Below are 26,072 nucleotides of genomic sequence, written 5' to 3'. Positions count from 1 at the left end.
CTCCGAGGGGGCCGTGGAGAGGATTTAGAACGAATGTGGCGTCGGGATGAAGGCGGGCTACACAAACGGGGCTCACCGAGCCTATCTTGGGGCCGTGGACCCATCAGGCCGTTCCGGCCCAAATCCTTCAGGAGAATTTCAAGTGACGATTTCGATGTACCAGGCTTCTGTGCCGGTGTTCATCACGACGCTCAAGGGCCTTTCGCATGTGCTGTCGAAAGGCGAGGCGCATGCGACGGAAAAGGGGATAGACCCGCAGACGCTTGTCGAGGCCCGGCTGGCGCCCGACATGTTCGCGCTCGCCAGGCAGGTCCAGATCGCTACGGATCACGCCAAGGGCGCGCCCTCGCGCCTCGCCGGCCGGGAGATCCCGAAGTTCGAGGACACCGAGAACAGCTTTCCTGAGTTGCAGGGGAGGATCGCGAAGACGGTCGAACTGCTGAAGGGATTTGCACCGCAGGATATCGACGGGTCGGAGGAACGTTCCATCGCGCTCCCCATGCGCAGCGGCGAGCTTTCCTTCACCGGCATGCAGTACCTGCTGCATTTCGCCATGCCGAACTTCTATTTCCACGTCACGACCGCCTACGACATCCTCCGTCACAACGGCGTGGCGATCGGCAAGGCCGACTTTTTCGGCAGAGGCTGAAGTCTGGCGAAACCTTCCGGTTGCGGCGCGGCGCCATCGGCTTGCCGACGACGCCGGCCTGCAACGCGGAGATCGGCCTCCTCGAGCGCCGCGCTTCCATGGGGACACGCAAAGGGCGCTCTATCACCCTGAAACGACCCGCGAAAACCGGTCTCGATCTTCGGGCCGAAGCGGTGGGCCGATCACTACTCAAGGGGCGCGCGCTTCGCGACTTGCCCCGTGTTCCTGGACTATCGCAGCGACATTTCGCGGGCGATGCGCGGAAAATCGGCGGGTTTGATGCCGATATCGGCGCGATCGGAATTGCTCATCGCGTTGAGCACCGCCATCGCCGCGCGGAAGCGCGCGTGTTCCTTCGGTCGAGGCCGAACGAACAGTTCGGTGAAGAACCCCATGACTAAAGCCCCTATTGGTCCTCCCGATCGTTACGTAGGGCGATTCACTGAAATTGTGCAGTGCAGCATTTGCATGGGAGCTATGCGTGCCGCGGTTCGGACGTCACAAATCGAACATGGAATCGAAAAAACAGCGCGACGTGAAACTTTCATGCGCGCGCATGCGTATCCCTACGCCGGCTGAGTCCGGCTTTCCTCGCCAACCGGCGCATTCGGGCCATGTTTTCCTGCGTGGCCCGCCTTTTCCCCCTCGACGAAGGGGCGACCGCCCTGCAAAAGTCTTTCATGCCGGCCTGATGGCATGACAAGGGGAACCCGACGGATGAGCTTCAGATCGACCGCCGTTGTGACGACCGAGATGGCCAGCCGCTATCTTCAGCAGCTCTGCAAGCACTTCGCCCACAAGATCCCGGCGGAGTTCACGCCGGAGCAGGGAACAATCACCTTTCCGTTCGGCGTCTGTTCGCTCACGGCGCAAGGCAACCGGCTGACCATGACGGTCACGACGGAGAGTGAGGCCGACTTGCCCCGCATGCAGGATGTCGTCGCCAGCCATCCTGAACGTTTCGCGTTCCGGGACAAGCCGGCGATCAACTGGAACGACGCCTAAATTCCTTATCGTCGCGCGAAGCGATTTTTAACGCGCCGGCCCTAAGTTCACGACGAACGAACGTATGGTGTCCCGGCGGAGGAAACAGTCTTGAGCGTAGGAACGGGCCGGGATTTCGCTTCGCTGCTCGACGAATTGCTGGTCGATTCGCGGATCGAGGACCAGTCGATGCCGCCTCCGACCGTGTCCTTCGACTATCTCGCCGTGGCGGAAGAGCTTCTGTCCGGCCGCATCAGGGTGGCCGACGACCGCGTCGCAGCCGAATATGACGACATGTCGGGTTCGCTGGACGACAAGGTCGATGCGCTGTTCGAAGCCGTGGGCGCCTCCGTCGAACGACCGGAGCCGCCCGCTGCTGACCTTCCGCCGGTGGAACCCGAGGCGATCCTGCGCGAACTCGGCCTGAAGGCATCCACCAACGCCGCGGAACTGGCCAAGATCAGGCGCGCCTTCGCCTTCAAGAACCATCCCGATCGGGTTGCCCCGCATCTGCGGCAGCGGGCCATGGTGCGCATGCAGGTCGCCAACATGCTGATCGACGACGCACGGCGCCGCGCCCGTCCGCGCGGTTGAGGCATCTCGGCCACGCCGAGGGATTTTCTCTTGCAGATCAGGCAGCGGGTCTGGTTTCCGGTCCGCCAACCGTGCAAAGTTGGCGCCGTGGACGTCCACATGAAATTGACACCCGGTGCGGTGACGGCTTTTGTCATGCCTGACGAATCCGCCACAGGAGCGGGCGAGCGCTTCGGGCGATCGCAAGAGGATCGGAATGGAAGACAACTACGAGAAATATGCCATCGCGGTGATCATCGTGTTCGGCGCGGTGATCGTCGGCGGGTTGATCGGCGCCTCGATCGGTTTCGACAACCGCATCGCTTTCCTTTTCGCCCTGGGATCGGCGCTCGCCGGCTGGATCGCAGGCCACGCGATGTTGTTCGACCGCCCCCGCATCTACGGGGTGCTGATCGTCATCGCCACGCTGCTGGCGATCGCCTCGACCGTGCGGTTGTGGCCGTAAGCTGAAAATCCCCTGGTCGCCTTCCGGTCGGCCTCAACAAACGGAGCAACCGATGGAAAAGCGCCGTCTCGGGCGAACCGACCTCCATGTGTCGAGCATATGCCTCGGCACCATGACATGGGGACAGCAGAACACGGAAGCGGAAGGCCAGGCCCAGATGGACCTCGCCTTCGATCACGGCGTCAACTTCCTCGATACCGCCGAACTCTATTCCATCCCGCCGAAACCGGAGACGCAGGGCAGCACCGAACGGATCGTCGGCAACTGGATGAAGGCGCGCGGCAACCGCGACCGCGTGGTGCTCGCCACCAAAGTGGTTGGCCGCACGGCCAACGACTGGTTTCGCGGCGGGCGGCCGTCCAAGCTGGTCCGCTCGGACATATTCGACGCCATCGACAAGTCGCTGACGCGCCTCCGGACCGACTACGTCGACCTTTATCAGATTCACTTTCCGGAGCGACGGGTGCCGTGGGGATCGAACCCGACCCGCGTCCCCTCGTGGCCGTCGCCTCGCGATCCCGACGAGACGCCGATTGCCGAGACGATCGCGGTTTTCGACGAACTGGTGAAGTCAGGCAAGATCCGCAATTTCGGCCTGTCGAACGAAAGTTCATGGGGCGTGATGCGTTTCGTCTTCGAAAGCGAGAAGGGCATGGGGCCGCGTCCGGTCTCGCTGCAGAACGCCTACAACCTCGTCAACCGCACCTTCGAGGTCAATCTCGCCGAGGTCTGCGATCGCGAGGAGGTGAGCCTGCTCGCCTATTCGCCGCTGGCGCAAGGCTATCTGACCGGCAAATACGACCATGGCGCCCGGCCGGCGGGTGCGCGTTCGACCCTGTTCAACCGTGGCCAGCGCTACGAGACGCCCAATGCGGCGGAAGTGCTGCTCCAGTACAACCGGCTGGCGCTGGAATTCAACATGGAGCCGGCGCTGTTCGCCAACGCATTCGTGGTCAATCGCCCCTTCGTCATTTCCAACATCATCGGTGCCACCTCGATCCCGCAGCTCGAGACGGCGCTGTCGTCGGTCTCGGTGAAGTGGACGGCCGAGATGCAGGAAGCGGTGGACGCTATCCACCAGCGTGTTGGCAATCCCTGTCCCTGATCACCGGTCGGAAGGGAGGAGGGCAGCCATGACGTTTCCGATCGAGACCGTGCGCGGGGATTTCCCGGCGCTTGCCCTGACCGACGGCGGCAGGAGGCGGATCTATCTCGACAATCCGGCCGGAACCCAGGTTCCGCGGGCTGTTGCCGATGCCGTGGCCCGCTGCCTGCTGGAGACCAACGCCAATCTCGGCGGCTTCTTCCGCACGACGCTCGCGGCCGGCGACGTCGTCGACGCCGCGCATGACGCCATGGCCGATTTCCTGGGGGCGTCGAGCGCGGAAGAGATCATCATCGGCGCCAACATGACGACGCTGACCTATCACATGTCGCGCACGCTCGGGTGGGGCTGGAACCCGAGTGACGAGATCATCGTGACCCGCATGGATCACGAGGGCAATGTCTCGCCCTGGCTCCAGCTTGCGGAGGATCGCGGGCTGACCGTCCACTTCCTGCCTTTCGACACCGTCAGTTGGCAGGTCGAGGAAGATGCCCTTTCCGCGCTGTTGTCGGAGCGGACCAGGCTTGTCGCCCTCAACTACGCAAGCAATCTCACGGGATCGATCAACCGGGTGAAGGCCCTCACCGCGCGCGCCAAGGCAGTCGGGGCGATCGTCTATGTCGATGCCGTGCAGTTCGCGCCGCATGGGCTGGTCGACGTGCAGGATCTGGGCTGCGACTTCCTCGCCTGCTCGGCCTACAAGTTCTTCGGTCCGCATCTGGGCATATTGTGGGGGCGGCGCGCGCTGATCGACACGCTCGTGCCCTACAAGTTGCGTTGCTCGTCGAATGCGTTGCCCGAACGCTTCGAACTCGGCACCCCGCAGATCGAACTTATGGCCGGCCTTTCCGCCGCCATCGGTTATTTCGAGGCGCTCGGTGCGCGGGCCGGCGCCGACGGCTCGCGGCGCGACAGGATCGCGGCAGCCTTCGCCGCGTCGATCGCCTATGAGAACCGGCTCGCCGCCCGGTTGATCGAGGGGCTGTCGGCGATCGGCGGGTTGACGATCCACGGCATCACCGACCCGGCGCGCATTGGCGCACGCGTTCCGACGGTGTCCTTCACGGTCGAGGGTGTCGCGCCCGACGAGATCGTGCGCGCGCTGGCAGACGAGAACATCTTCGTCTGGTCGGGGCACAACTACGCCTGGGAGATCGTCCATCAGCTCGGCATTGCGGCGGATCGCGGCGTCGTGCGGATCGGCATCGCGCATTACAATACGGCCGCTGAGATCGAAGAGACGATCGAAAGCGTGACGCGCATCGTCGGCATGCTGCGCGAGCACCGCGGATAGCGCGCCTATCGTACCCCTTTCCCCCGTCGGCCCGATGCGGATAGGCTGACCGCCTGGAGGCTTCTCGATGCTGCGGGTTCAGAAAATCAAGGTCGACGACATCTATGTGCCGGCGGCGCGGCGCAAGACGCTGCATCCCGAGACGGTGCGGCTGCTCGCCGAGGACATATTGGAAAACGGCATGAAGACGCCGATCCAGGTGCGCGCCGACGACAAGCGCTATGTCCTGGTAGAAGGGCTGCACCGGCTGGAAGCCGCCAAGTGGCTGGGCGAGACGACGATCGACGCCTATCTGGTCCAGGCGAGGAAGCACTGAGCGGCGGGCTTCAGTCCCCTGCCGGTGCGGTGCGAATGGAACCTCCAAAAGATTCGAAATTTTCTTTTGCTCGGCGTGTCGATTCCCGGTCAGCTCGTTCGACGTCCGGTCATAGGCACCTCAACTGAAGGAAATAATGATGGCCTCCACCCCCGTTTCCGATCGCGAACTCGTCCTGTCCCGCCTCATCGACGCGCCGCGCGAAAAGGTCTACCGCGCCTGGACCGACGCTGAGATCCTGAAGCAGTGGTTCGCGCCGAAACCCTGGTCGACGCCCCACGCCGAACTGGACGTGCGGCCCGGCGGCGCCAATCTGGTCGTGATGAGCGATCCGGACGGCAACGAGTTCCCGAACCGCGGCGTCTATCTCGAAGTCGTGCCGAACCGGAAGCTGGTCATCACCGACGCCTATTCCGCTGCCTGGGAGCCGTCGGAAAAGCCGTTCTTCACGGCGGTGCTGACCTTCGAGGACGAGGACGGCAAGACGCGCTACACGGCGCGGGCGCTGCATTGGAGCGTCGCGGACAGGGAAACGCACGAGAAGATGGGCTTCCATGAGGGCTGGGGCCAGTGCGCCGACCAGCTCGAAGCCGTGGCCAAGCGGTTGTAACCGGCCTCTTCGACCGCGCCGCGGCTGCTTCAAGCGCGGCGCGACCTCAAACCATTTCGATATTCCAGAAACACCATCGATGCGCGGCGCTCAGTGCGCCGGCAAGGGAGATCATCATGCTGAAATCCACCCTCATCGCACTCGCCGCTTCCGCGCTTGCCGTTCTCGCTCCAACGAGCGCGGCCGTCGCGGAGGACGCAAAGCCGATGGTTGTCGGCGCTCAGGCCCCGGCCGAGAGCGGCTACGTCATGATCGACGGCATCAACTACTACTATGAGATACGCGGACAAGGCGAGCCGCTCCTGCTGCTTCATGGCGGGCTCGGATCGATCGACATGTTCGCGCCCATCATGCCGAGCCTCGAGGCGGACAGGCAGGTCATCGCGGTCGACCTGCAGGGTCACGGCCGCACGACGCTCGGCGAGCGGCCGATCGACCACAAGGCGATCGGCGACGATCTCTCGGTGCTCCTGAAGAAGATCGGCTACGAGAAGGTCGACGTGCTGGGCTATTCCTTCGGCGGGGGTGCCGGCCTGCGCCTCGCCATACAGCATCCTGAAATGGTGCGGAGGCTGGCGGTCGTCTCGGCAGGTTATGCGCAGGACGGCTTCTATCCCGAGATGTTGCCGATGCAGGCTCAGGTCGGCGCATCCATGGCCGATGCGATGAAGGACACGCCCATGTACAAGTCCTACATGGCCGTGGCGCCGAACCCCGCGGACTTTCCGCGGCTGCTCGACCGCATGGGCGAGATGATGCGCAAGCCCTATGACTGGTCGCAGGAGGTGAAGACGCTGAAGATGCCCGTCATGCTAGTCTATGGCGACAGCGACATGTATCGGCCGGAGCATATCGTTCAATTCTACCAGCTTCTCGGCGGCGGCCTGAAGGATGCCGGCTGGATGCGCGAGAACATCTCGCAGAACCGGCTCGCCATCATCCCCAACCGCACCCATTACGACATGTTCTTCGCGCCGGAACTCGTCCCTGCCGTTCTGCCGTTCCTGAACGGCGAGACCGCGGCGAAGAGCTGGGCGGAGGTCCAGGCCGACAGCGCGAAATGAACGAATCTCATCGGCGGAAAATCGATCTCGATCGCCGTCCGACACGATAAGCGAACCGCCCGGTTTCCTTGCCGCATCCAATCGGCTGGTGTAGCATTTGACGATTGATCGGCCCGCCTTCGGGCGGGCCGGACGGTGACCGGCCGGCGGTCTGGCGATGGGCCGGCTTGGCGTCCCGGAGGCATCCGTCCGACGCCGAGGAACCCGCCGCCATCCACCTTGCGCACCGGCCGCCATGCACGATGCGAAAGGAACGGTCATGGGTATCTCAATGACGATGCAGGAATACCTTGAGGACAATCATGTCCAATACGACATAGCCCGGCACAGCAGGACCGGCTCTTCGGCCATGACTGCCGAGGCGAGCCACGTACCCGGCGCTTCGCTCGCCAAGGGCGTGGTGCTGAAATGGGACGACGGCTACCTTCTGGCCGTGGTGCCCGCCTCGCGCCGGGTCGATCTCGACAAGGTGAGCGCCTTGCTGGGCGAGCGGGTTCACCTGGCCACCGAAGAGGAGGCGAGCACACTGTTCCCAGATTGCGACACCGGCGCCGTTCCCATCTTCGGAGCGCCCTATCGCGTCGCATGCGTGGTCGACGAACGCCTCGAGGGCGGCAGCGACGTCTATTTCGAAGGTGGCGATCACCGCAGCCTCGTCCATGTCAGCGGCGAAGGTTTCGGCCGGCTGATGTATGGCATGCCGCACGGGCATATCAGCGGCTGAGAGCTGTACGAGGCGAGGATACGCTCGCTGGCGAAAACGCGGCGTGGGCCGCCGCGCGAGGCGGCCCTTGCGCTTCATGCGACCGTTCGCGCGTGGCACAACGGCCTGCATCCAGCCGCTCTTGCATCCGGCGGCCGTTCGCGTATTTTGCGCCCATCGCAAAAGGCTTGTCGACCCGATGGCAGGTAAAAGGCTCAAGGCTGCCGGCCGCTTGTTCGGGACCCGCGCTCGATTTCTCAATCACGCGGGCAGCCTTATCGCATGCGCCTAGCCCTGGCGCGGCGACGGCTGCGACCGGGGGTCTGAAATCCAAACCCTGAAAATTCGGCCATGATCGGGCGTCCGCGCAGGCGGGCGCCTCCGCGATCCATGAGGCCGATCCGCAAGATCCGATCGCCACGCGGCGGTCGAGAATTTCCTCTCTGAGACAGCAGGAGAACAGATTGAGAGTCGTCATACTCGGCGGTGGGGTCATCGGCGTGACCACCGCCTATTATCTCGCCAGGGCCGGTCACCAGGTCACAGTGCTTGACCGGCAGAAGGGCCCGGGCCTCGAAACCAGCTTCGCCAACGCCGGCGAGGTCTCGCCCGGCTATTCCTCGCCCTGGGCCGGCCCCGGTGTTCCCGTCAAGGCCGTCAAGTGGCTGCTGATGCGCCACGGCCCTCTCGCAGTCCGTCCGAAGCTCGATCCGGCCATGTGGTCGTGGCTCTTCAAGATGCTGCGCAACTGCACGTCAGCCCGCTACGCCGTGAACAAGGCGCGCATGGTGCCGATCGCCGAATACAGCCGCGACTGCCTGCGCGACCTCCGTTCCGAGACCGGCATCGCCTATGACGAGCGCAGCAAGGGGACACTTCAACTGTTCCGGACGCAGCAGCAACTGGACGGCATCGGCGGCGACGTCGAGGTGCTCGGGAAGTTCGGCGTGCCTTTCGAGGTGCTGGATCCGGCGGGGTGCATCGCAGCGGAGCCCGCGCTTGCCCACGTGCGCGGAAAGTTCGTCGGCGGGCTTCGTCTTCCCGGCGACGAGACCGGTGACTGCCATATGTTCACCAGCAGGCTCGCCGGGCTCGTTTCCGACACCGTCGATTTCCGCTACGGCACGGCCGTCCGTGAAATCCTCACCGACGGACGCCGCGTGAAGGCCGTGCGCACGGACAGCGGGCTGGTGGAGGCCGATGTGTTCGTCGTGGCCATGGGAAGCTATTCGCCGCTGTTGCTGCGCCCCTTGGGAATCCGCATTCCCGTCTATCCGGTCAAGGGTTACTCGCTCACCATTCCGATCCGCGACCAAGGCGGCGCCCCGGTCTCGACCGTCATGGACGAGACCTACAAGGTCGCCATCACCCGGCTCGGCGACCGCATCCGGGTGGGCGGCACCGCCGAGATCGCGGGTTACGACCTGGCGCTGCGCGGATCGCGGCGAGGGGCGCTCGAGCATTCCTTCTCCGACCTTTTCGGCAGGGGAGGCTCGGTCGGCGAGGCGACTTTCTGGACCGGCCTGCGCCCGATGACCCCGGACGGCACGCCGATCATCGGTGGCACAAGCATTGCCAATCTCTACCTCAACACGGGACATGGAACGCTGGGCTGGACCATGGCCTGCGGTTCGGGGCGTGTCATCGCCGACATCATTTCGGGCCAGCAGCCCGAGATCGACGCAAACGAACTCGCCATGGATCGGTATGCGGCATGAACACGCCGTTCGAGCGCGCAGGCGCGGTCCTGACGGTCGATCTCGAAGCGATCGCCTCCAACTACACCCTCCTGCGCGGGCGGCTCGGCGGCACGGAATGCAGTGCCGTGGTGAAGGCCGACGCCTACGGCCTCGGCGCCGTCGAGGTCGCATCGGCCTTGCGGGCGGCTGGCTGCCGCTCCTTCTTCGTCGCTCATGTCGAGGAGGGGCTGGTGCTGCGCGAGGGACTGCCGCACGCCCGTATCCTCGTGCTCAATGGCATGCCGGCCGGAACGGAGGAGGTGTTCCTCGACGCCGGCCTCGTTCCCGTGATCAACAGCCTGCGCGAACTCGCCGCCTGGCGGGAGCGTGCCGTGGAAGCCGATCGGAAACTGCCGGCCGCGCTGCAGTTGGACAGCGGTATGTCGCGGCTCGGGCTCGCGTCCCGCGAGGTGGAGCTTCTCGCGGCCGACCGGAGCCTGCTCGAGCCGATCGAGGTCGTGACCGTGCTCAGCCATCTTGCTTGCGCCGACGAGCCGGACCACCCGGCCAATGGCATGCAGCGGCGCGAATTCGATCGCCTGCGCGCCTTGTTGCCGCCGGCTCCGGCATCTCTGGCCAACTCGTCAGGCATCTTCCTCGGAACCGGCTTCCACTATGATCTCGCGCGCCCGGGGGCGGCCCTCTACGGGATCAATCCCACGCCACGGGCACTCAATCCGATGCGGCCGGTCGTCAATCTTTCGGCGAGGGTCCTGCAACTCAGGGATGTCCCTGCACAGACCGGCATAGGGTACGGCCACACGGCGCGGGCGGCCGGTCCTATGCGTCTCGCGACCATTTCGCTCGGCTATGCCGACGGCTGGCACCGCCACGCGGCGGCTGCCGCGTTCCTCGACGGGCTGCGGCTTCCCTTCATCGGCAGGGTTTCGATGGACAGCATCATCCTCGACGCGACCGAGTGCCGGAAGAACACCCTGCACGAGGGCGCGCTGGTCGATCTGATCTGCCCGGAGCAGACCATCGACCAGGTCGCGTCCGCGACAGGCACGATCGGCTACGAGGTGCTCACCAGCCTGGGACGCCGGTACCACCGGCGCTACCTGGGAGCGGCCGCCTGACGAGCGTCCCGTCCGGCACCGGTCAACTTGGCACGTGTCCCCAAGCCGGCTGATCCATCGGAAAAACAGGTGCTGCTCAGCGCGCCGCGACAATTGCGACACCAGCACCAACCATGACGCCTCCGGCCGTACGGTTCACGCGACGAACCACGGCCGGGGTCCGAAGCAATTTCCGTGCGCGGCCGGCGAGGATCACGTGACCGCCAATGACCACGACCTCAACGGCGAGGATGACAGCCGCCAGTGCTGCGATGTGGGCGGGTGTGAGCGACGATCCAACGACATTGGGCAGGAGTGCCACATGGAACAGTGGCATCTTCGGATTGCCGAGGTTTAGAGCAACGCCGGTCGCGAAGATCGCCGCCAGGCCGCGTCGTTCGGAAACGGGTTGAAGGTCCGGCACGACAGGTTCAGCCGTCCAGAGCTTTACGCCCATCCAGATCAGATAGGCCGCGCCGGCATAGCGCAGAATTGTCATTGCGCTCCCCATTTCGGTGGCGATCATCGACAGGCCGAATGCGGCGAGGGTGAGAAAGACCAGGATGCCGGCAACCGTGCCCATCCCGTACGCGATGCCGGAAGCCGCCCCATGGGAGATCGTCCGGGCGACGATCGTCATATTGTCCGGACCGGGACTGGCGGCAAATACAAAGAAGGCCGCTGCGAAGGCGAGTATTGTCGACAAATCCATGGAACCCCCGAAAGTCATGACTGCTTTCGGACGTGCAGGATAACCTAATTCGCTTGTGGCGAAAGGCCCCCAAACTGGTCTCTTGGGCCAGTCTTTGCAAGGACACGTTCACGCAATATCCGGTACTGCTCGGGCGACGTATCGGAGAACGCCTCATCGCGGCTCGAGGGAACGTCAGCGTAGAATACAGGTGATGTGAATTGGCTTTCGGAGAAGTCCCGCCGCATGTCGTCTATCAGGTTGTAGAAGTGCCAAGCGTCTTCGACGTCCGTTTTGACGATGTCGCCGCCGAGAATATCCTGAACGACGAGCGCCGTTACACTGCATTGTCCACGGGCGGGGTTGTCGGGCAGCCATTTACTGGAGGTTTCGGCAGACCAGGCATGATACAACGCGGATTGCAGGGTTACCGATCGCAGCTCATCGGTCATCGCCTCGTCCCTCTTGACGTTCTATTTTCCTAGATCGTTGTCGCGATACTCCGAAATTCCCGGTTAAGCGATGATTTCGTATCTGACTTCCGCAGCATTGCAACATGGCGATCTTCCAATGGCGCAATCCGTGAGCACTGCCTCAATTCCACACATATTTGCATAGTCCGGTCGATTATTCCCTGCCGCTCCGATAGGGGCGGCAGGGAGATATCGATCAGGCGAGGTCCAGCGGACGATCGCCCTGTTCGTCCTTTATGCGGGTCGGCAGGCCCATGCGGTCGAGCAGCCCGAGGAAGGGCACGGGCGGCAGTTCCTCGACATTCACCATCTTCTTCACATCCCAGGCGCCGGCGGCCACCAGAACGGCCGCGGCCGCTGCAGGCACGCCGGCCGTATAGGAAATGCCCTGGCTGCCGACTTCCGCGTAGGCTTCGGCATGGTCGGCCACGTTGTAGATGAAGATCTCGCGCTCCTTGCCATCCTTCGTACCCTTGACGAAGTCGCCGATGCAGGTCTTGCCGGTATAGTCCGGTGCCAGTGAAGAAGGATCCGGCAACACGGCCTTGACGACCTTGAGCGGCACGACCTGCTGGCCCTCGGCCGTCGTCACGGGCCGCTCCGACAGGAGGCCGAGATTCTTCAATACGGTGAACACCGTGATGTAGCGTTCGCCGAAGCCCATCCAGAAGCGGATATCAGGCACGCCGAGATTCCGCGACAGCGAATGGATCTCATCATGGCCGGTCATGTAGGTCGGGCTCACACCCACCACGGGCAGGTCCCAGTCCTTGCGGATCTCGAACATTTGGTTCGACGTCCAGCCACCGTTCTGCCATGACCAGACCTCTCCGGTGAATTCGCGGAAGTTGATCTCCGGATCGAAATTGGTCGCGAAGTAGCGGCCATGATTGCCCGCATTGACGTCGACGATGTCGATAGAATCGATGCGGTCGAAATAGGCGTCCCGCGCCAGCGCGGCATAGGCGTTCACCACGCCGGGATCGAAGCCGGCACCGAGGATCGTGGTGATCCCTGCTGCCTCGCATTCCGCCCGCCGCTTCCATTCGTAGTTGGCATACCATGGCGGCGTCTCGCAGATCTTCATCGGATCCTCGTGGATCGCCGTGTCGATGTAAGCCGCTCCCGTCGCGATGCATGCGGAAAGCACCGACATGTTCACGAAGGTCGAGCCGACATTGATGACGATGCGGCTTTCCGTTTTCACGATCAGCGCCTTGACGGCTTCGACGTCCATCGCGTCGAGAGCATGAGCGGCCAGCGTGCCGGAAATCCTCAAGCTCTTCTTCTCGCGAATGGAATCCACGATCCTGCGGCACTTTTCCACGGTGCGTGACGCGATATGGATATCGCCCAGCACATCGTTGTTCTGGGCGCACTTGTGCGCAACGACCTGTGCCACGCCGCCGGCGCCGATGATGAGAACGTTCTTCTTCATTCCGGGGGATGTTTCCTTTCGCAGTTGGGAAAAAATGAGCCTAGGAGAGGCTCTGCTCGTAGTCCGCGAAGGTGAATTCGCGGACCAGCCTGGTGCTGCCGTCGAGTTCGCGAACAGCAATCGACGGCATCCTCACGCCGTTGAACCAGTTCTTCTTCACCATGGTGTAGCCGGCGGCATCCTGGATCGAGATACGGTCGCCGACCTTCAAGGCTTCGGCGAAGCGGAACTCGCCGAAGATGTCGCCGGCCAGGCACGACTTGCCGCAGATCATGTAGCTGTGCCCGCCCGCATCGGGTTCGACCTTGGCGGTCTGGCGATAGATCAGCAGGTCGAGCATGTGGGCCTCGACCGAACTGTCGACGATGGCGAGGTGCTTGCCGTTTAAGAGCGTGTCGAGCACCGTGACTTCGAGGGTGGTGCTCCCGGTGATGGAGGCTTCGCCCGGCTCCAGATAGACCTGGACGTCGTAGCGCTCGGCAAAGGTCTTCAGACGCCCGCAGAAGGCAGCGAGCGGATAGCCCTCGCCCGTGAAATGGATACCGCCGCCAAGGCTCACCCAGCCGACGCGCGACAGGAGCCCGCCGAATTTCTCCTCGATTCGGGAAAGCATCCGGTCGAACAAGCCGAAATCGGCGTTCTCGCAGTTGTTGTGGATCATGAAGCCGTCGATACGATCGATGATCGCCGCGACCTTGCCGGCGTCCCATTCGCCGAGCCGGCTGAACGGGCGGGCCGGATCGGCGAGATCGAAGCTGGACGAACTGACGCCGGGATTGAGCCGCAGCCCCCGGGTCAGCCCGGCCGTTCGCCCGGCGAAGCGCTCGAACTGCCCGATGGAATTGAAGATGATCCTGTCGGCATTGGCGACCACCTCATCGATCTCGTCGTCGCCGTAGGCCACGCTGTAGGCATGGGTCTCGCCACCGAACTTCTCCCGGCCCAGCCGGACTTCGAAGAGCGATGAGGAGGTCGTGCCGTCCATGTGCTCGCGCATCACGTCGAAGACAGACCAGGTGGCGAAGCACTTCAACGCCAGAAGGACCTTCGCGCCCGATTTCTCCCGCACCCGGTCCATCTTCTCCATGTTGCGGAGGAGCTTTGCCTTGTCGATGAGATAATAGGGTGTCTGGAGCATGCGGGCTCGTTTCCGTCTGGCGATGTCTATTGGGAAATGCCGGCCTTCAGAGGCGGCACCGGCGGCAGGTCCGAGGGGATTTGCCTGCTGGCAGCGGGCTCGCCGGCGCCTGTTCGTTACGCTGAAACTCGATGGGAACCTGGCGATCCCGAACGCTGAGCCAGGGCTACGATCGCGTCCGGGCTAGATTCCCGCTTTCCAGTGCTGCGGCTCTCGCGGGCTATGTGTCGTGGCGGTCGGCATGATGGCGCCAACCTAGGCATGGGGTCCCGGAAGTCAACCCGTCAAAACGGCGCGATGCCGCTGTCGTTCAATTCCGCGTCGAGCGGTGGGGAAGGGATCAAGGCCGCATCAAGCGGCCTTCCGGTTCCAGTCGAGCGTTGCAAGCAGACCGGCCAACTGCCTGTCGGACGCGGCCTCGCAGGCCTGGTCCAGTCCATGCCAGCGCCGTTGGCGTTGATTCCGTTCCGGCCAGTTGACCAGTGTGCCGTGCACCTGGAGGCTGAACAAGGTTACCAGGCAGTCGTTCTCGGAGCCGTCCGCGAGCGTCTTGACGTAGCTGTATTCGCCCACCGGCCGGGGATCGACGCTGCCGATGACGCCGGCTTCCTCGAAGGCTTCCCGGGCTGCCGTCTGAGCCGGCGTCTTCGCTTTCACCGGCCAACCGCGCGGCAGGATCCAGCGACCGGTCCGGCGCGTGGTGATCAGCAGGATCTCGATCCCGCCCGATCGGCTGCGCCGCCAGGGCAGGGCGCCGAACTGCTGAAGTGTCGCGCCGAACGCACCGCAGGGCGTGCCGGCTTCCATCATCAAGGCCATATCATGCCTCCCACGCCCATGGTCTGCGGGGCGGCAGAACAGCGCAATAGGATCGGAGGGAGACCGAATGTCGATCGCCTCGGGGTTGCGCACCAGAGGCAGCGCGTGGCCGCCTGGGGCAGTATCCGGTGGCAGGAATGACAGATCTTCGGGGGTCGGGGCCCGGTCATGACTCGCTCCTTTGTGCGCACGCAATGCGTGGCATCGAAAAACCGCTGGTGGCTTTCTGCGATTGCTCCCGGAACGGATATTGATGCGGTCTGTTCAGTTCAGGAAGCCGCTCCGGGAAGACACATTGGTCTCGCCGGCCGGCCTTGATGTCCTGATGAAGCAGTTTCCGCACATGAATCGCAGGTACCCCGACATCTCGGCGAAACAAGGGCAGGAACCGGTCGAAATCCGGAATTTTCCGTTTTACGGCAATGATTTGTCGGCTGTTGTTCCTGCAGTGAGGGCAACACCGTATCGATGGTGTCGATGACCATGCAGGGCGGACTACAGCAACTGCGGCAACCGCGCCACAGGCGGTCCAACATTGTGGTGGCCAAGTCGGAATACCCCTCGATCAATGTCGACGAGCCCCGGCCGAAGGCGATGCACCACGTGCGCATTGGCGAATGAAACTGCATACGGAGGTTGTTCGCACGCAATGCATAAGGCGCGGCGGCTCTGGATTTGGGAAAGACGAATCCTGGCGAAACGAAAGGCAATCGAGAGTTGTGCAGCCGATGCAGAGCAGACACGGAAAGGACGCGGAAGCGATCTCGCAGCTTTCCTCCGGCAAAAGTTGTCATGCGCGATGCAGATTTCTTGCACCAGGGCAGCATTTGATTTCATTTGTCGGACTGGTCGCAAGAACCGACAATCGCTCGCATAGCGAGGTGCTGGTAGCCATGATCCGTCTGAAACGCATCTACGAGCCGAAATCCGACGACGACGGGCTCCGTGTTCTTGTCGATCGCCTGTGGCCGCGAGGTATCAGGAAACAGGACGCCGAAATCGATCTGTGGCTGAAGGATATCGCGCCGAGCCCCGAACTGCGGCAGTGGTTCGATCACGATCCCGTGCGATGGTCCGAATTCAACCATAGATATCGCGCGGAGCTTCTGAGCAAGAAGGAGGCACTCGCTGAACTGCGCGAAAAGGCCCGGGGCCAGACGGTGACATTGGTTTATGCCGCCAAGGATGTGGAGCACAATCAAGCAGTTGTTCTGCGGGAGGTCCTATCTTCGGGCCCGTGAGGGGATAGCTGGATCAGCCGGGTTCCGTGGCGATCAGGCGCCAGGCGGAGGCGCCGGTTCCCGGATCGCGCGCGAAGGTCCATAGGTCGGCCGTCGGGACGATCTGCCGAGGGTAGCCCGATATGATCTTCCCGTCCGTGGCACGGGTGAATCTGATCAGTTCGGACCTGAAGCGCACGCCTACCTTGATCGCCTTCTTCCCGACACCGGCGTGGACGATCTCGGCTTCCCTCAACGCGACGAGGGCTATCTCCAAGGTCACTCCATTGGCGCGGCGGACTGCCGCGGCGCGGGCGAACACGTCGCGAACCTCTTGGCCAACGAGCGGCTCGAGGGTCTCGGCGTCGCCTTTCGCATAGGCTTCGAGAACGACCTCGTAGCAAAGGCAGGCACGACCAAGGAAAGCCGTTTCGTCGAATGTCGGATCGCTCTGGCGAAGCAACGATGTCGCCCTTGTCGGTGCTGAAACCGGCAGGTTGTTCCGACCTGCATGACCCGCGAGCGATCGCCCCGTCCTTCTGGAAGCAGGCGGCGGAAATACGTGATCCCAGACAATAAGAAGAATCCAATACACCGTGAGCATCACCACGGCGCTTAGATTGCTTGCGTCTGCTGCCTGGTTCATCCTCGCCTCCACGGGGCTCCACCGGCGGTCTCGATCGGTTGTTGCCGGATGCGCCCGCCCGGATACGTCAAGCATCAGTGACGATCACATCCATCGGGATGTCGTGCGGCTGCGGATAGATTGTACGGATCCGGCTTTCCGCATAGCCGATGCCGACCACCATCGGTCGCCGGGGCATCGCGGCGAGCGTGCGGTCGAAGAAGCCCCCGCCATAGCCGAGCCTGTAGTTTGCTTCGTCGAAGCCGACGACCGGCGCTATCACCACATCGGGCAGCACTGCCGGTCCATGCGCGGGCACCAGTATGTTCCAGACGCCGCGCTCCAGCGGATCGCCCGGCGACCATGCCCGAAACTCGAGCGGCCAGCCCTTCTGGATGACGACGGGGAGGGCGATCCTTCCCCCGCATTCGTTCACCCGCGACATCCAGACGCGCAGGTCCGGCTCGCCTTTGAACGGCCAATAGAGGCTGACGATGCGCCCCGCCACGGAGCCGATGGTTGCATCGAGCCCGGCGGCGATCCGGCCGGATCGCAGCTTGCGGTCGTCGGGGTCGAACAGCAGGCGCTGGTCGATGAGCCGCTGGCGCTCCGACTTGCGCCACCGGGCGACGTCGGTCCAGGTCGCCTGGTCGCGCGGAAGGGGATCGGCTTCGAAACCTGGCATCAGTTCATGCATGAAGCATGGCGGAGAGGCATATTCGCCGGTCTCGATCTCTGTGCTTTCCTGCTCATCCATGACAAGCCTCCACGTCGCTGTGGCGGTTTTCTGGAACCAGCCGCAAGCAAGGTTGCTGATAAAAAAGAGGAAGGCAAACGGAATTAAATGCTCTATTGATGCAATAATTTTGCATTGAATGCGAGGCTCGCGATGGATGTCGATCGCATCAGAACCTTCCTCGAGATCGTCCATTCCGGCAGCTTCCTGAAGGCATCCGAACATCTCAACGTCACCCAGACCACGGTGAGCGCCCGGATCAGGACGCTCGAACAGGAACTCGGGCGGCAATTGTTCATCCGCAACCGCAACGGCGCGCAACTGACGCCATCGGGCCGGGAGTTCGAGCGGTTCGCGCAGTCTTTCGTCCAGGTATGGGAGAGGGCGAGGCACCAGCTCGCCATACCGTCGGGGCGAACGAGCATGATCGCGCTCGGCGGAGAACTGAGCCTGTGGAACCCTCTGCTTCTCGATTGGCTCGTCTGGATGAGGACGGCCGAGCCGAAGATCGCCATTCACGCCCATGTCGGAGTGCCCGACCAGTTGCTGGAGCAACTGCGCACCGGCGTGCTCGACATTGCCGTGCTTTATGCGCCCAAGCTTCTTCCTGGTTTCAAGGTCGAGCTCCTGCTTGAAGAGCAACTCGTCCTGGTGCGGCGGAAGGCGCCGGGTGCTGCCGACACCGGAGAGGACTATGTCTACGTCGATTGGGGGCCGATGTTCGCCGCGCAGCACGACGCCAATTCGACGACCTTCGGCGAGCCGGGACTGCTGGTCGGCCTTGGGCCGCTCGGCCTGAGCTATATCATGAGGGCGGGCGGCATGGGTTACTTCCGCAAGGGCGTGGTGACGCAGCTCGTCGAGGCCGGGGAACTCGAGCGCGTGGATGATGCGCCCGAGTTCACCTACCCGGCCTATGCGGTCTACCCTGAGGAGAGCCAGACCCGGGCGGACGTACAGGCGGCGCTGGCGGCGCTGCGAAATGTCGTTGCAACAGGGCCGACGGCCCACACGAATTCGATCCTTCCCATGGGCTAGTCTCTCGCAGGAAGGCCGATACAGCTCTTCCAGAGCCTGCGCTGGCGACGATCGCAAGGATCGATCATTCCGTCTCCCCGGCCATCGCTGCCTCGCAACGCAGCGCCTCGACATCGCGCCCGATCGTGGCCGCGGCGAGCGTCCTGCCGTCCTTCCTGTACGTGACCATGCAGTCGCGGCCTTCGATGCTGCCCTCGACGTCGATCGCATCCCAGGACCTGGCATAGCCGATATAGCGGATCGTCTCGTCGAAATGGGCGCTCCAGAAGAACGGAACGCTTCGGAACGGCTGTCGAAGCCCGAGCATGTTTTCGGCCGCGACCTGTCCCTGACGCTCGGCCACGACCCAGTGCTCCACCCGACGTGTCTCGGCGCCTCTCTGCTCGCTCCATTCGGCAATGTCTCCGGCCGCGAAGATGCCGGGAATATTCGTTTCCAGGAACTCGCCCACGAGAACGCCGTCGGCTGTGGCGATGCCGGCGTCGGCCGCCAGCGAAAGACGTGGTTTCACGCCGATGCCGACAACGACCATATCGGCGTCGAGAACTTCCCCATCGCTCAATCGGACGGTCCGTTCGTCGATCCGTTCCGCCGTCGCCCCCAGATGGAAGGTGACGCCGTGCTCCTCATGCACGGATCGGATGAAGTCGCCGAGTTGTTGTCCCAGAACGGTTTCGAGTGGCCCTGCTCCGGGAGCGACGACATGAACCGCCACGCTCCGGGTGCGCAGCGATGCGGCAACTTCCAGCCCGATGAAGCCTGCTCCGACGACGACGGCTGAGCGCGTATCGCCAAGGCGATCGATCATCGCACGGCAGTCTGACATGGATCGCAACACGAACACATGCGGGCGATCTGCGCCGGGGATCGAGAGGCGAACCGGCTCGGCCCCGGTCGCGAGAAGAAGACGGTCGAACGAAAAGTCGTGACCGTCCGAGGTCGTCACCTTCTTCTTGCCGGTGTCGATGCGTATCGCGGTTGTTCCGAGCCGCAGATCGATATCCCTTCTCGCATAGAATTTCGGCGACCGCAGCGGCATCCAGGCCTCTTCGGCGGTTCCCGCAAGATAGTCCTTGGACAGATTGGGACGGTCGTACGGCGCGTCGTCGTCCGAACTCAGCATGGTCAACTGTCCTGAGAAATCCCGCCGCCGAAGCATTTCAGCGGCGGCAAATCCGGCCGCGCCGCCGCCGACGATCACGATCCGCTCAGGATCGTTGCTCGTGTCTCGCATAGCGCTTCCAGCCTGTTCCTTGGGTATCTTGCCCTTCACGAACAGGTGGTCGCCCTGGTGTTCCACGTGCCATCGGCCAAGCGGATCGATTGCTGGGGCGGCAAGGGCCTCACCCGTGCGAAGGCTGAAGCAGGCGTGATGCCATGGACAGCGGAGCGTGTCACCGACGATGAGGCCGTCCGCCAGCGGAGCCCCATAGTGGCTGCATGTCCCGCCGAGCGCGAACACCTCCTCGCCGACGCGCGCAAGGACGACGGTCTCCTCGCCGACATGGCCTTGAAGCAGGGTTTTCCCGTCCAACATAGCGGTTGGTATTCCGGCGCCCAGGTCGGGGCCGGCGTCCTGGTTGTCTCGAGACGCCATCGTCGTTTCCTCCTTGCCGGCGCCGCCGATGCGGTGCCGGACACGCCTCTTAGACGCTCGCCAAGGGCAATCGGTTCCTTGCTGATTTGTCGCCAGCGTTCGCGCCACCAATGGACCCGGCCTCGGGCGCTTTTCTCCTTCGATGCACATGTGACGATTTCCGGGAACCTCGGCGCGGCTGCCGCATCCAACGCAGTGACGCCGCGACGTCGGCGGCGCCGCCAAAGAAGGAGTAGCTGCCATGAGAATAGTTTCCGCCGCGCTTGCGCTGGTACTCGCCGCTTCACTGCCCACGCTGGCTGCCGATGTCTCCAAGGCGCCGCCGCAGGGTGCGTACAAGGCGGTCAGCAGCCTCGTGAAGCTGCCCGACTTCCTCCCCGGCATGGGCCAGTTGTTCGTCGATCCCGCGACTTTGCCCGCCGGCCCGTTCCTCGCCTACGATCATGACGGCAGGCTCGTCAGCACGATCTACATGCTGCCGATCAAGGAGCTCAATCCCGACAGACGCTTCGATGCGCTGGCCGCACCCGGCGGCAATGTCGACCACGTCGACGTCTACTACAATGCCGGTCATCCGGGCGTCGAAGAACCGCATGTGCACGTCGTGCTGTGGCACGTGCCTGTCTCCGACCAGGCGCGTGTCGCAAAATGATCCTGACGCGTCGTCGTTTCCTGGCGGCAGGGGGCGGCTGTGCGGCCATCCTCGGCCTGCACCTGGCCGGTGCGCGGGCGGACGCCCCGGTCGAGATCGTCATGCAGGGGCGCGCCGACGGCTCGCATGTATGGTTCGATCCCGTCGGTATCCTGGTCAAACCCGGGCAGACCATCCGCTGGATCAATCGCGATCCCGGCAATTCCCACTCGACGACCGCCTACAGTCCGGAGAATTTCGACCGGCCCTTGCGCATGCCCAAGGGATCCAGGGCCTGGAACTCCGACCTTCTGCTACCCGGTCAGACGTTCTCGGTTACGTTCGCCGAGAAAGGGGTCTACGATTATTACTGCATCCCGCACGAGCATGCGGGAATGGTGGGCCGCATCGTCGTTGGGGAACCGGAGCCGCATGGGTGGATGGAACTGGCCGGCGCGAACGGCGATCTGCCGGGGAAAGCGCTGCAGGCCTTCCCCTCGGTTGAGGAGATCATGCGCAAAGGGGCGGTCCGGCGCGCATGACGCGCCGGGAACGGAGGCAACGGCGGATCATGCAGTTGGCAGTCACACGGCTTCAGTTCGACCTGGCTTCGTTCGATGACCAGAGGCTTGTCGACCTTGCCCGCCATCGCGACGAGGGCGCGATACGCGTCCTCGTCCAACGTCACAACAGGCGGCTCTTCCGGGTGGCACGGGGCGTCGTTCGCGACGACGCCGAGGCCGAGGACGTCGTCCAGGAAACCTATGTCCGTGCCTTCACCAATCTGGACAGGTTTCGCGGTGATGCGCAGCTGTCGACCTGGCTGACGAGGATCGCGCTGAACGAGGCTCTCGGACGCGTGAGACGGCGGCGGCCGATGGCCGAACTCACCGAACTCGACGCCGGGGTCGTCTCGAATGAAGGATCCCTGGTCATGTTTCCCTCCTCGCTGATGCCCGCCGGCCCGGAAACCGAGACGGCACGCAGCCAGATCCGGCAGATCCTGGAGCATGCCGTGGACCGTTTGCCCGACCTGTTTCGGGTCGTCTTCATCCTGCGCGACGTCGAGGGGCTTAGCGTCGAGGAAACCGCGCTCCACCTGTCGATCAAGCCGGAAACGGTCAAGACGCGGCTCCACAGGGCGCGACGACTGATGCGCGCCGCAATCGAAGAACGGCTTTCCGCGGCATTCGGCGACCTGTTTCCATTCGACGGCGCGCGCTGCGCCCATATGGCCGACCGGGTGGTCGAGCGATTGCGCCACGAGCGACCGGTCGAACGCCATCCGGGTTAAGACCAACCAGGCTCTCGTCCTGAAGCGGCGGGCTTGCGCCGAGGCCGTCGCGTGGCCTTTCCATGGCTACCTCCTTCGGCAATAACATGCGGTCACGCGCCTGATGCAATCAGGAACAGCGATGGGCCAGGCTGCGTCATGCGTCCGCCCGTAGTCGCCAACGCGTCGGCAACCGAGCGCGCCGCCTTCGCTTCGGCATCGGGTTCCAGCGGCGCGATTTTGGTCTTTCCGTAACCGAAGGGCAGGGGCTCCAGCGCCTCCCGCGTCACGGATGCGGTGACCAGCGGCGCGTTGGTGCCCGTACCGGCGATCGTGGTGAATGTAGGCCAGATATTGAGAACCAGCCGCGTGCCGGGTCGAGACGTGTCGTCGAGGGTGAAGGTGGCGAGAGCAGGCCGTCCGCCATTGTAGGACTGGAGCGGCGGAAGGTCGGTTATTGAGCCCACGGCAGGCAGCGTGTGCGAGAGGGTGCTGAAGAACAGGTTCGCGGCGTGCTCCCGCCAGCCCGCCTTTTCGAGCGCTGTCTTCAGGGCAGGCAGCGGCATGTCCGTCTGGAGGATCAGCGGTTCGGCGAATTCGCCGTCGAACAGCACTCTCGCCCGCGGGATCGAACGCCATCCTCCGCCTGTCCAGTCGTCGGCAGAGATCGTGTCGAGGGGCAGCGGCCGGCTGTAGCTCGCCAGGGTATCGCCGAACCTCCTGTCGATATGGATCGCACAGGTCCCTGCATAGACCAGGCCGACTGCGACGGCGACCTTGCCCGCGGGCAGGCCGAGTTCGCGGCCATGCAGCAGGAATGCCAGCAGCAGCACCATCGACCCGCCGAACAGCAGCCCGGCGATGACGTCGCTCGGCCAGTGGGCGAGCAGATAGACGCGGGACAAGGCGATGAGTGCCAGCAAAGCGGCGGTCGTGGCGTAGACGACAGACTTCCAGCGCGTCGGCAAGGCGTGGGCGAGGATCACCACGATGCCTCCTATGATTGCGATCGAGAGGGTGGCATGACCGCTCGGAAAGCTGAAGGCCTCCGCGCCGCTGTAGTGCGGCATGGGGCGTGGCCTCTGGAGCAGCGACTTGGCAAGCGGCACGAAGATGGCCGCTCCGATGAAGGTCACCGTCGCCATGGCGGCCAGCCGCCAACGCCTGAGCGCGAGCATGATCGCGACGAAGGCGACCGCCGGCGGTGTCAGCGTCACACTGTCGGCGAGCATGGTGACGAGCACCATCACCCGGTCGCCTGGACCATTCCGCAATGCCTGCAGGAACGTGCTGATGGTCTGGTCCGAGGCGGCCAGTTCGGGCTCGAACATGAGGTTGACCACCAGCAGCGCGAAGCCGGCGAGGCCGAACAGGCAGAGTATGGCCAGGCAGAAGGCGACGAATGCGCCTTCCTCGTTGAGCAGGACGCGGGCAGCAAGCCCTGCGATGCTCGAATCCTTTGTCTTCAGGTGGTCGGCTATCCATAGTCTCGCCTTGTCGAGGCGGGGCAAGGTGAATGCGAGCGTCAGCCTCGTCAGGTACCAGGCCAATACCAGCACCACGAGGACGCCGACGAGCAGTGCTGCCAGCCTCGGATTGGCGGAATGGGCGAGGTCGAAGCCGCGGCCCAGCGCGACCGCGGGGATGATGTGGGCGCCGGCCCATGCGAAGGCCGAGACGACGTTGATGACGGTAAAACGCGCCATGCCCATGCCCATCATGCCGGCGATGCCGGGAATGACCGATTTCACGCCGGGGATGAAGCGGCCGATGAAGACACTCTTGCCGCCGTGCCTTTGGAAGAAGGTCTCGCCCTTGTCGAGAAGAAGCGTGTAGCGGCTGAACGGCCAGACCTGCCTGACCCGTTCCTTCCAGATATGGCCGAACCAGAAGGAGACGGCATCGCCGACCACCGCGCCGAAGGTAGCGGCAAGGAAGATCGGCACGAAGGAGAGCTTGCCCATGCCGACCATGGTTCCTGCCGCCACCAGTACGACGGTGGAGGGGACGAAGAGACCGACGACGAACAGCGCCTCGCCGGCCGAGACGAGAAACACGATCAGCAGCGCCCAGGTGGGGTTCGCCTCGATCAGATCCACGAGCATCTGCAGGAAACCGAAAATCGTCATATGGATCAGCTCGCAGTTCTATCTCTTTGAATTGGCGTGTCGTTCTTTCCGAACCCCGGATCCGGCCCGTCGAGCGGACGGCAGGGTCTCAAGGGTGGTGAGCAAGAATGCCATACGGACGTCTCGCATCGACGCGTCCGCTGCGGCCGTCGTTGCCGCCGTCTTCCGTCAACAACTGCGCGGCAGCGCTTCCAGGGTCAGGCCATGGGTGCCATTCGCCCCGTCCTATCCACCGCGAGCCATTGGCATATTTGTGGCAGTCCGGCCGCGTGTGCTGACGTTCCACAGATCGTAGATCGCGAACGGGATCATGACCGTTCGAGACCGCCTGCCGTCGCCCGCGGCGCGGACAGTGTCGATTCCCTCGGAGAACAAAAGGGCTTTGTCGGAATAGTGTCCGCGACCTCCAAAAGCATGGCCTCAAGCGGCCGGACGGAATCAGCAATGGGTGAGGGTCGGTGACGACTATCTGCTCGTCAATGTCAGGTCCGGCATCATCGCAGCCGTGAGATAGGCGTCGGGCTTCCACAGGCAGGCGCGGCCGGCGCCTCTATGGCTTGCGCCGGCCGCGCGTATCTGATTCCCTTGTCACGATCCGATTCGGGCGGGGGCGTTGCGCAGGAAGCGGGCAAGATGGACATTCCCAAGAAGGCTGAAATCTCGGAAATGAAGCCCAAGCTGACCGTTGTCGGCGTCGGCGGGGGTGGCGGCAACGCCGTGAACAACATGATTGCCGAGGGCCTCGAGGGCACCGAGTTCATCGTCGCCAACACCGACGCCCAGGCGCTGACCATGTCGAAGGCGCCGCGGCTGATCCAGCTTGGGGCGCTGGTGACCGAAGGATTGGGCGCCGGCTCCTTGCCCGATATAGGCCAGGCCGCCGCCGAGGAATCGATCGACGAAATCATGGATCACCTTGCCGGCACCCATATGTGCTTCGTCACGGCCGGAATGGGCGGCGGCACCGGCACCGGCGCGGCACCCGTCATCGCCAGGGCGGCGCGCGAAGCTGGCATCCTCACCGTGGCTGTGGTGACGAAGCCCTTCACCTTCGAGGGCCGGCGCCGCATGATGATGGCGGACCAGGGCATCGAACTCCTTCGGAAGGCGGCCGACACGGTGATCGTCATCCCCAACCAGAATCTGTTCAGGATTGCGACCGAGAAGACGACCTTCGAACACGCCTTCGGCATGGCCGACCGGGTGCTCTATTCGGGCGTCAGTTCCATCACGAACCTGATCGTGAAGGAGGGGTTGATCAATCTCGATTTCGCCGACGTGAAGACCGTGATGCGCGATATGGGCCGCGCCATGATGGGGACCGGCGTCGCCGGCGGCGAGAACCGCGCGCGCAAGGCTGCCGAGGCTTCGATCTCCAATCCGCTGCTGGACGAAAGCTCCATGCGGGGAGCGAGAGGCGTGCTGATCTCGATCTCCGGCGGGATGGACATGACGTTGTTCGAGGTCGACGAGGCCGCGACCCGCATTCGCGAGGAGGTCGGCGACGAAGCCGATATCATCGTCGGCGCCATCTTCGACAATACGCTGGAAGGTCAGTTCAAGGTGTCGGTCGTCGCCACCGGCCTGGAAGCGCCGGCGAGCCTGAACGACCCGATCGTCAACATGCGCCCACGTCCGGACGCGGGCGATATCCAGACCGTGCATTGACGGTCATTTGCCTGTCGCGCACCAAAGTGCCGCAT

29 protein-coding genes and 1 pseudogene are annotated in these 26,072 nt (G+C 63.7%); 20 read left to right on the top strand and 10 right to left on the bottom strand.

The features are described 5' to 3' along the window. Nucleotides 1-142 precede the first annotated feature (142 nt). Nucleotides 143-649: a DUF1993 domain-containing protein gene (locus JN280_RS27195; RefSeq protein ID WP_202306957.1), complete on the top strand. Its 507-nt coding sequence runs from the start codon at nt 143-145 to the stop codon at nt 647-649. A 230-nt stretch (nt 650-879) separates the two neighbouring features. Here JN280_RS27195 and JN280_RS27190 read toward each other — a convergent pair whose 3' ends face one another. After that, entirely contained in the window at nt 880-1,044 is a 165-nt protein-coding gene (locus tag JN280_RS27190; RefSeq protein WP_202306955.1) for a hypothetical protein, read from the bottom strand. A gap of 322 nt (nt 1,045-1,366) precedes the next feature. On the opposite strand from JN280_RS27190, the gene JN280_RS27185 reads away from it, so the two are divergent. The 11 genes from JN280_RS27185 (at nt 1,367) to alr (ending at nt 10,582) form a co-directional block, all read left to right on the top strand. Continuing rightward, nucleotides 1,367-1,654: a DUF2218 domain-containing protein gene (locus tag JN280_RS27185; RefSeq protein WP_202306953.1), complete on the top strand. Its 288-nt coding sequence runs from the start codon at nt 1,367-1,369 to the stop codon at nt 1,652-1,654. 90 nt (nt 1,655-1,744) lie between these two features. Then, complete coding sequence (locus JN280_RS27180) at nt 1,745-2,227, top strand: hypothetical protein (RefSeq protein ID WP_202306951.1); 483 nt, start codon at nt 1,745-1,747, stop codon at nt 2,225-2,227. Nucleotides 2,228-2,423: 196 nt separating this feature from the next. Further along, a complete protein-coding gene (locus JN280_RS27175) occupies nt 2,424-2,672 on the top strand; it encodes a hypothetical protein (RefSeq protein ID WP_202306949.1) in 249 nt (82 codons plus the stop codon). Nucleotides 2,673-2,724: 52 nt separating this feature from the next. Further along, entirely contained in the window at nt 2,725-3,777 is a 1,053-nt protein-coding gene (locus JN280_RS27170) for an aldo/keto reductase (RefSeq protein WP_202306947.1), read from the top strand. Between the two features lie 28 nt (nt 3,778-3,805). Further along, entirely contained in the window at nt 3,806-5,071 is a 1,266-nt protein-coding gene (locus JN280_RS27165) for a cysteine desulfurase-like protein (protein ID WP_202306945.1), read from the top strand. Between the two features lie 67 nt (nt 5,072-5,138). Beyond that, nucleotides 5,139-5,387, top strand: coding sequence for a ParB N-terminal domain-containing protein (locus tag JN280_RS27160; protein ID WP_202306943.1), 249 nt, complete (start codon nt 5,139-5,141; stop codon nt 5,385-5,387). Between the two features lie 139 nt (nt 5,388-5,526). Continuing rightward, nucleotides 5,527-5,997 carry an SRPBCC family protein gene (locus JN280_RS27155; RefSeq protein WP_446720678.1) on the top strand — a complete coding sequence of 157 codons (471 nt, stop codon included), beginning with the start codon at nt 5,527-5,529 and terminating at the stop codon, nt 5,995-5,997. 116 nt (nt 5,998-6,113) lie between these two features. After that, complete coding sequence (locus JN280_RS27150; protein WP_202306940.1) at nt 6,114-7,061, top strand: alpha/beta fold hydrolase; 948 nt, start codon at nt 6,114-6,116, stop codon at nt 7,059-7,061. A gap of 259 nt (nt 7,062-7,320) precedes the next feature. After that, complete coding sequence (locus JN280_RS27145; protein ID WP_202306939.1) at nt 7,321-7,785, top strand: aminoacyl-tRNA deacylase; 465 nt, start codon at nt 7,321-7,323, stop codon at nt 7,783-7,785. Between the two features lie 443 nt (nt 7,786-8,228). Further along, on the top strand, nt 8,229-9,482 hold the full coding sequence (locus tag JN280_RS27140; protein ID WP_244742139.1) for a D-amino acid dehydrogenase: 1,254 nt from the start codon (nt 8,229-8,231) through the stop codon (nt 9,480-9,482). After that, nucleotides 9,479-10,582 carry an alanine racemase gene (gene alr, locus JN280_RS27135; RefSeq protein WP_202306938.1) on the top strand — a complete coding sequence of 368 codons (1,104 nt, stop codon included), beginning with the start codon at nt 9,479-9,481 and terminating at the stop codon, nt 10,580-10,582. The genes JN280_RS27140 and alr overlap by 4 nt, the downstream gene beginning before the upstream one ends. Nucleotides 10,583-10,658: 76 nt before the next feature. Here the strand turns inward: alr and JN280_RS27130 are convergent, their stop codons facing one another. The 5 genes from JN280_RS27130 to JN280_RS27110 form a co-directional block, all read right to left on the bottom strand. Continuing rightward, entirely contained in the window at nt 10,659-11,273 is a 615-nt protein-coding gene (locus JN280_RS27130) for a LysE family translocator (RefSeq protein WP_202306937.1), read from the bottom strand. Between the two features lie 44 nt (nt 11,274-11,317). Then, the gene (locus JN280_RS27125; RefSeq protein ID WP_202306936.1) at nt 11,318-11,704 is read right to left on the bottom strand and encodes a YunG family protein; all 387 of its coding nucleotides are present in this window, start codon (nt 11,702-11,704) and stop codon (nt 11,318-11,320) included. 217 nt (nt 11,705-11,921) lie between these two features. After that, nucleotides 11,922-13,163 (bottom strand): saccharopine dehydrogenase family protein, encoded by a 1,242-nt coding sequence (locus JN280_RS27120; RefSeq protein ID WP_202306935.1) that lies wholly within the window; start codon nt 13,161-13,163, stop codon nt 11,922-11,924. Nucleotides 13,164-13,203: 40 nt separating this feature from the next. Then, nucleotides 13,204-14,301: a carboxynorspermidine decarboxylase gene (locus JN280_RS27115; RefSeq protein WP_202306934.1), complete on the bottom strand. Its 1,098-nt coding sequence runs from the start codon at nt 14,299-14,301 to the stop codon at nt 13,204-13,206. A gap of 351 nt (nt 14,302-14,652) precedes the next feature. Continuing rightward, nucleotides 14,653-15,120 (bottom strand): NUDIX hydrolase, encoded by a 468-nt coding sequence (locus JN280_RS27110; RefSeq protein ID WP_202306932.1) that lies wholly within the window; start codon nt 15,118-15,120, stop codon nt 14,653-14,655. Nucleotides 15,121-15,597: 477 nt separating this feature from the next. Here JN280_RS27110 and JN280_RS27105 point away from each other — a divergent pair, with 477 nt between their 5' ends. Then, on the top strand, nt 15,598-15,741 hold the full coding sequence (locus tag JN280_RS27105) for a hypothetical protein (RefSeq protein ID WP_202306930.1): 144 nt from the start codon (nt 15,598-15,600) through the stop codon (nt 15,739-15,741). Further along, the gene (locus JN280_RS40365) at nt 15,738-16,361 is read left to right on the top strand and encodes a DUF488 domain-containing protein (RefSeq protein ID WP_446720790.1); all 624 of its coding nucleotides are present in this window, start codon (nt 15,738-15,740) and stop codon (nt 16,359-16,361) included. Before JN280_RS27105 ends, JN280_RS40365 begins: the two co-directional genes overlap by 4 nt. Nucleotides 16,362-16,374: 13 nt before the next feature. Here the strand turns inward: JN280_RS40365 and JN280_RS27095 are convergent, their stop codons facing one another. Both JN280_RS27095 and JN280_RS27090 read right to left on the bottom strand, forming a co-directional pair. Further along, nucleotides 16,375-16,803 carry a Tim44/TimA family putative adaptor protein gene (locus tag JN280_RS27095; protein ID WP_202306928.1) on the bottom strand — a complete coding sequence of 143 codons (429 nt, stop codon included), beginning with the start codon at nt 16,801-16,803 and terminating at the stop codon, nt 16,375-16,377. Between the two features lie 250 nt (nt 16,804-17,053). Beyond that, entirely contained in the window at nt 17,054-17,662 is a 609-nt protein-coding gene (locus JN280_RS27090) for a 5-formyltetrahydrofolate cyclo-ligase (protein ID WP_202315060.1), read from the bottom strand. Nucleotides 17,663-17,854: 192 nt separating this feature from the next. Between JN280_RS27090 and JN280_RS27085 the strand changes: the two genes are divergently transcribed. Next, complete coding sequence (locus tag JN280_RS27085) at nt 17,855-18,739, top strand: LysR family transcriptional regulator (protein WP_202306927.1); 885 nt, start codon at nt 17,855-17,857, stop codon at nt 18,737-18,739. A 64-nt stretch (nt 18,740-18,803) separates the two neighbouring features. Here the strand turns inward: JN280_RS27085 and JN280_RS27080 are convergent, their stop codons facing one another. Beyond that, entirely contained in the window at nt 18,804-20,336 is a 1,533-nt protein-coding gene (locus JN280_RS27080) for an FAD-dependent oxidoreductase (protein ID WP_202306926.1), read from the bottom strand. 241 nt (nt 20,337-20,577) lie between these two features. Here JN280_RS27080 and JN280_RS27075 point away from each other — a divergent pair, with 241 nt between their 5' ends. From JN280_RS27075 to JN280_RS27065, 3 genes are read left to right on the top strand one after another with little or no spacing between them, the layout of a single operon-like run. Continuing rightward, a complete protein-coding gene (locus JN280_RS27075) occupies nt 20,578-20,988 on the top strand; it encodes a DUF5602 domain-containing protein (protein WP_202306925.1) in 411 nt (136 codons plus the stop codon). Continuing rightward, entirely contained in the window at nt 20,985-21,509 is a 525-nt protein-coding gene (locus tag JN280_RS27070; protein WP_202306924.1) for a plastocyanin/azurin family copper-binding protein, read from the top strand. Before JN280_RS27075 ends, JN280_RS27070 begins: the two co-directional genes overlap by 4 nt. A 29-nt stretch (nt 21,510-21,538) precedes the next feature. Then, nucleotides 21,539-22,261, top strand: coding sequence for an RNA polymerase sigma factor (locus JN280_RS27065; protein WP_202306923.1), 723 nt, complete (start codon nt 21,539-21,541; stop codon nt 22,259-22,261). 92 nt (nt 22,262-22,353) lie between these two features. Here JN280_RS27065 and JN280_RS27060 read toward each other — a convergent pair whose 3' ends face one another. Beyond that, complete coding sequence (locus JN280_RS27060; RefSeq protein WP_202306922.1) at nt 22,354-24,369, bottom strand: bifunctional DedA family/phosphatase PAP2 family protein; 2,016 nt, start codon at nt 24,367-24,369, stop codon at nt 22,354-22,356. 436 nt (nt 24,370-24,805) lie between these two features. On the opposite strand from JN280_RS27060, the pseudogene JN280_RS40360 reads away from it, so the two are divergent. Both JN280_RS40360 and ftsZ read left to right on the top strand, forming a co-directional pair. Then, nucleotides 24,806-24,883 (top strand): annotated as a pseudogene (locus tag JN280_RS40360) (RcnB family protein); the annotation flags it as partial. A gap of 119 nt (nt 24,884-25,002) precedes the next feature. Continuing rightward, nucleotides 25,003-26,037: a cell division protein FtsZ gene (gene ftsZ, locus JN280_RS27050; RefSeq protein ID WP_202306921.1), complete on the top strand. Its 1,035-nt coding sequence runs from the start codon at nt 25,003-25,005 to the stop codon at nt 26,035-26,037. Nucleotides 26,038-26,072: the final 35 nt, after the last annotated feature.

This window comes from Mesorhizobium sp. L-8-10 (genome assembly GCF_016756635.1).
In the GTDB taxonomy this organism is placed as follows: Bacteria; Pseudomonadota; Alphaproteobacteria; order Rhizobiales; family Rhizobiaceae.
Note: the sequence above shows the minus strand (reverse complement) of the source record. Positions and strands in the feature narration are given on the sequence as shown.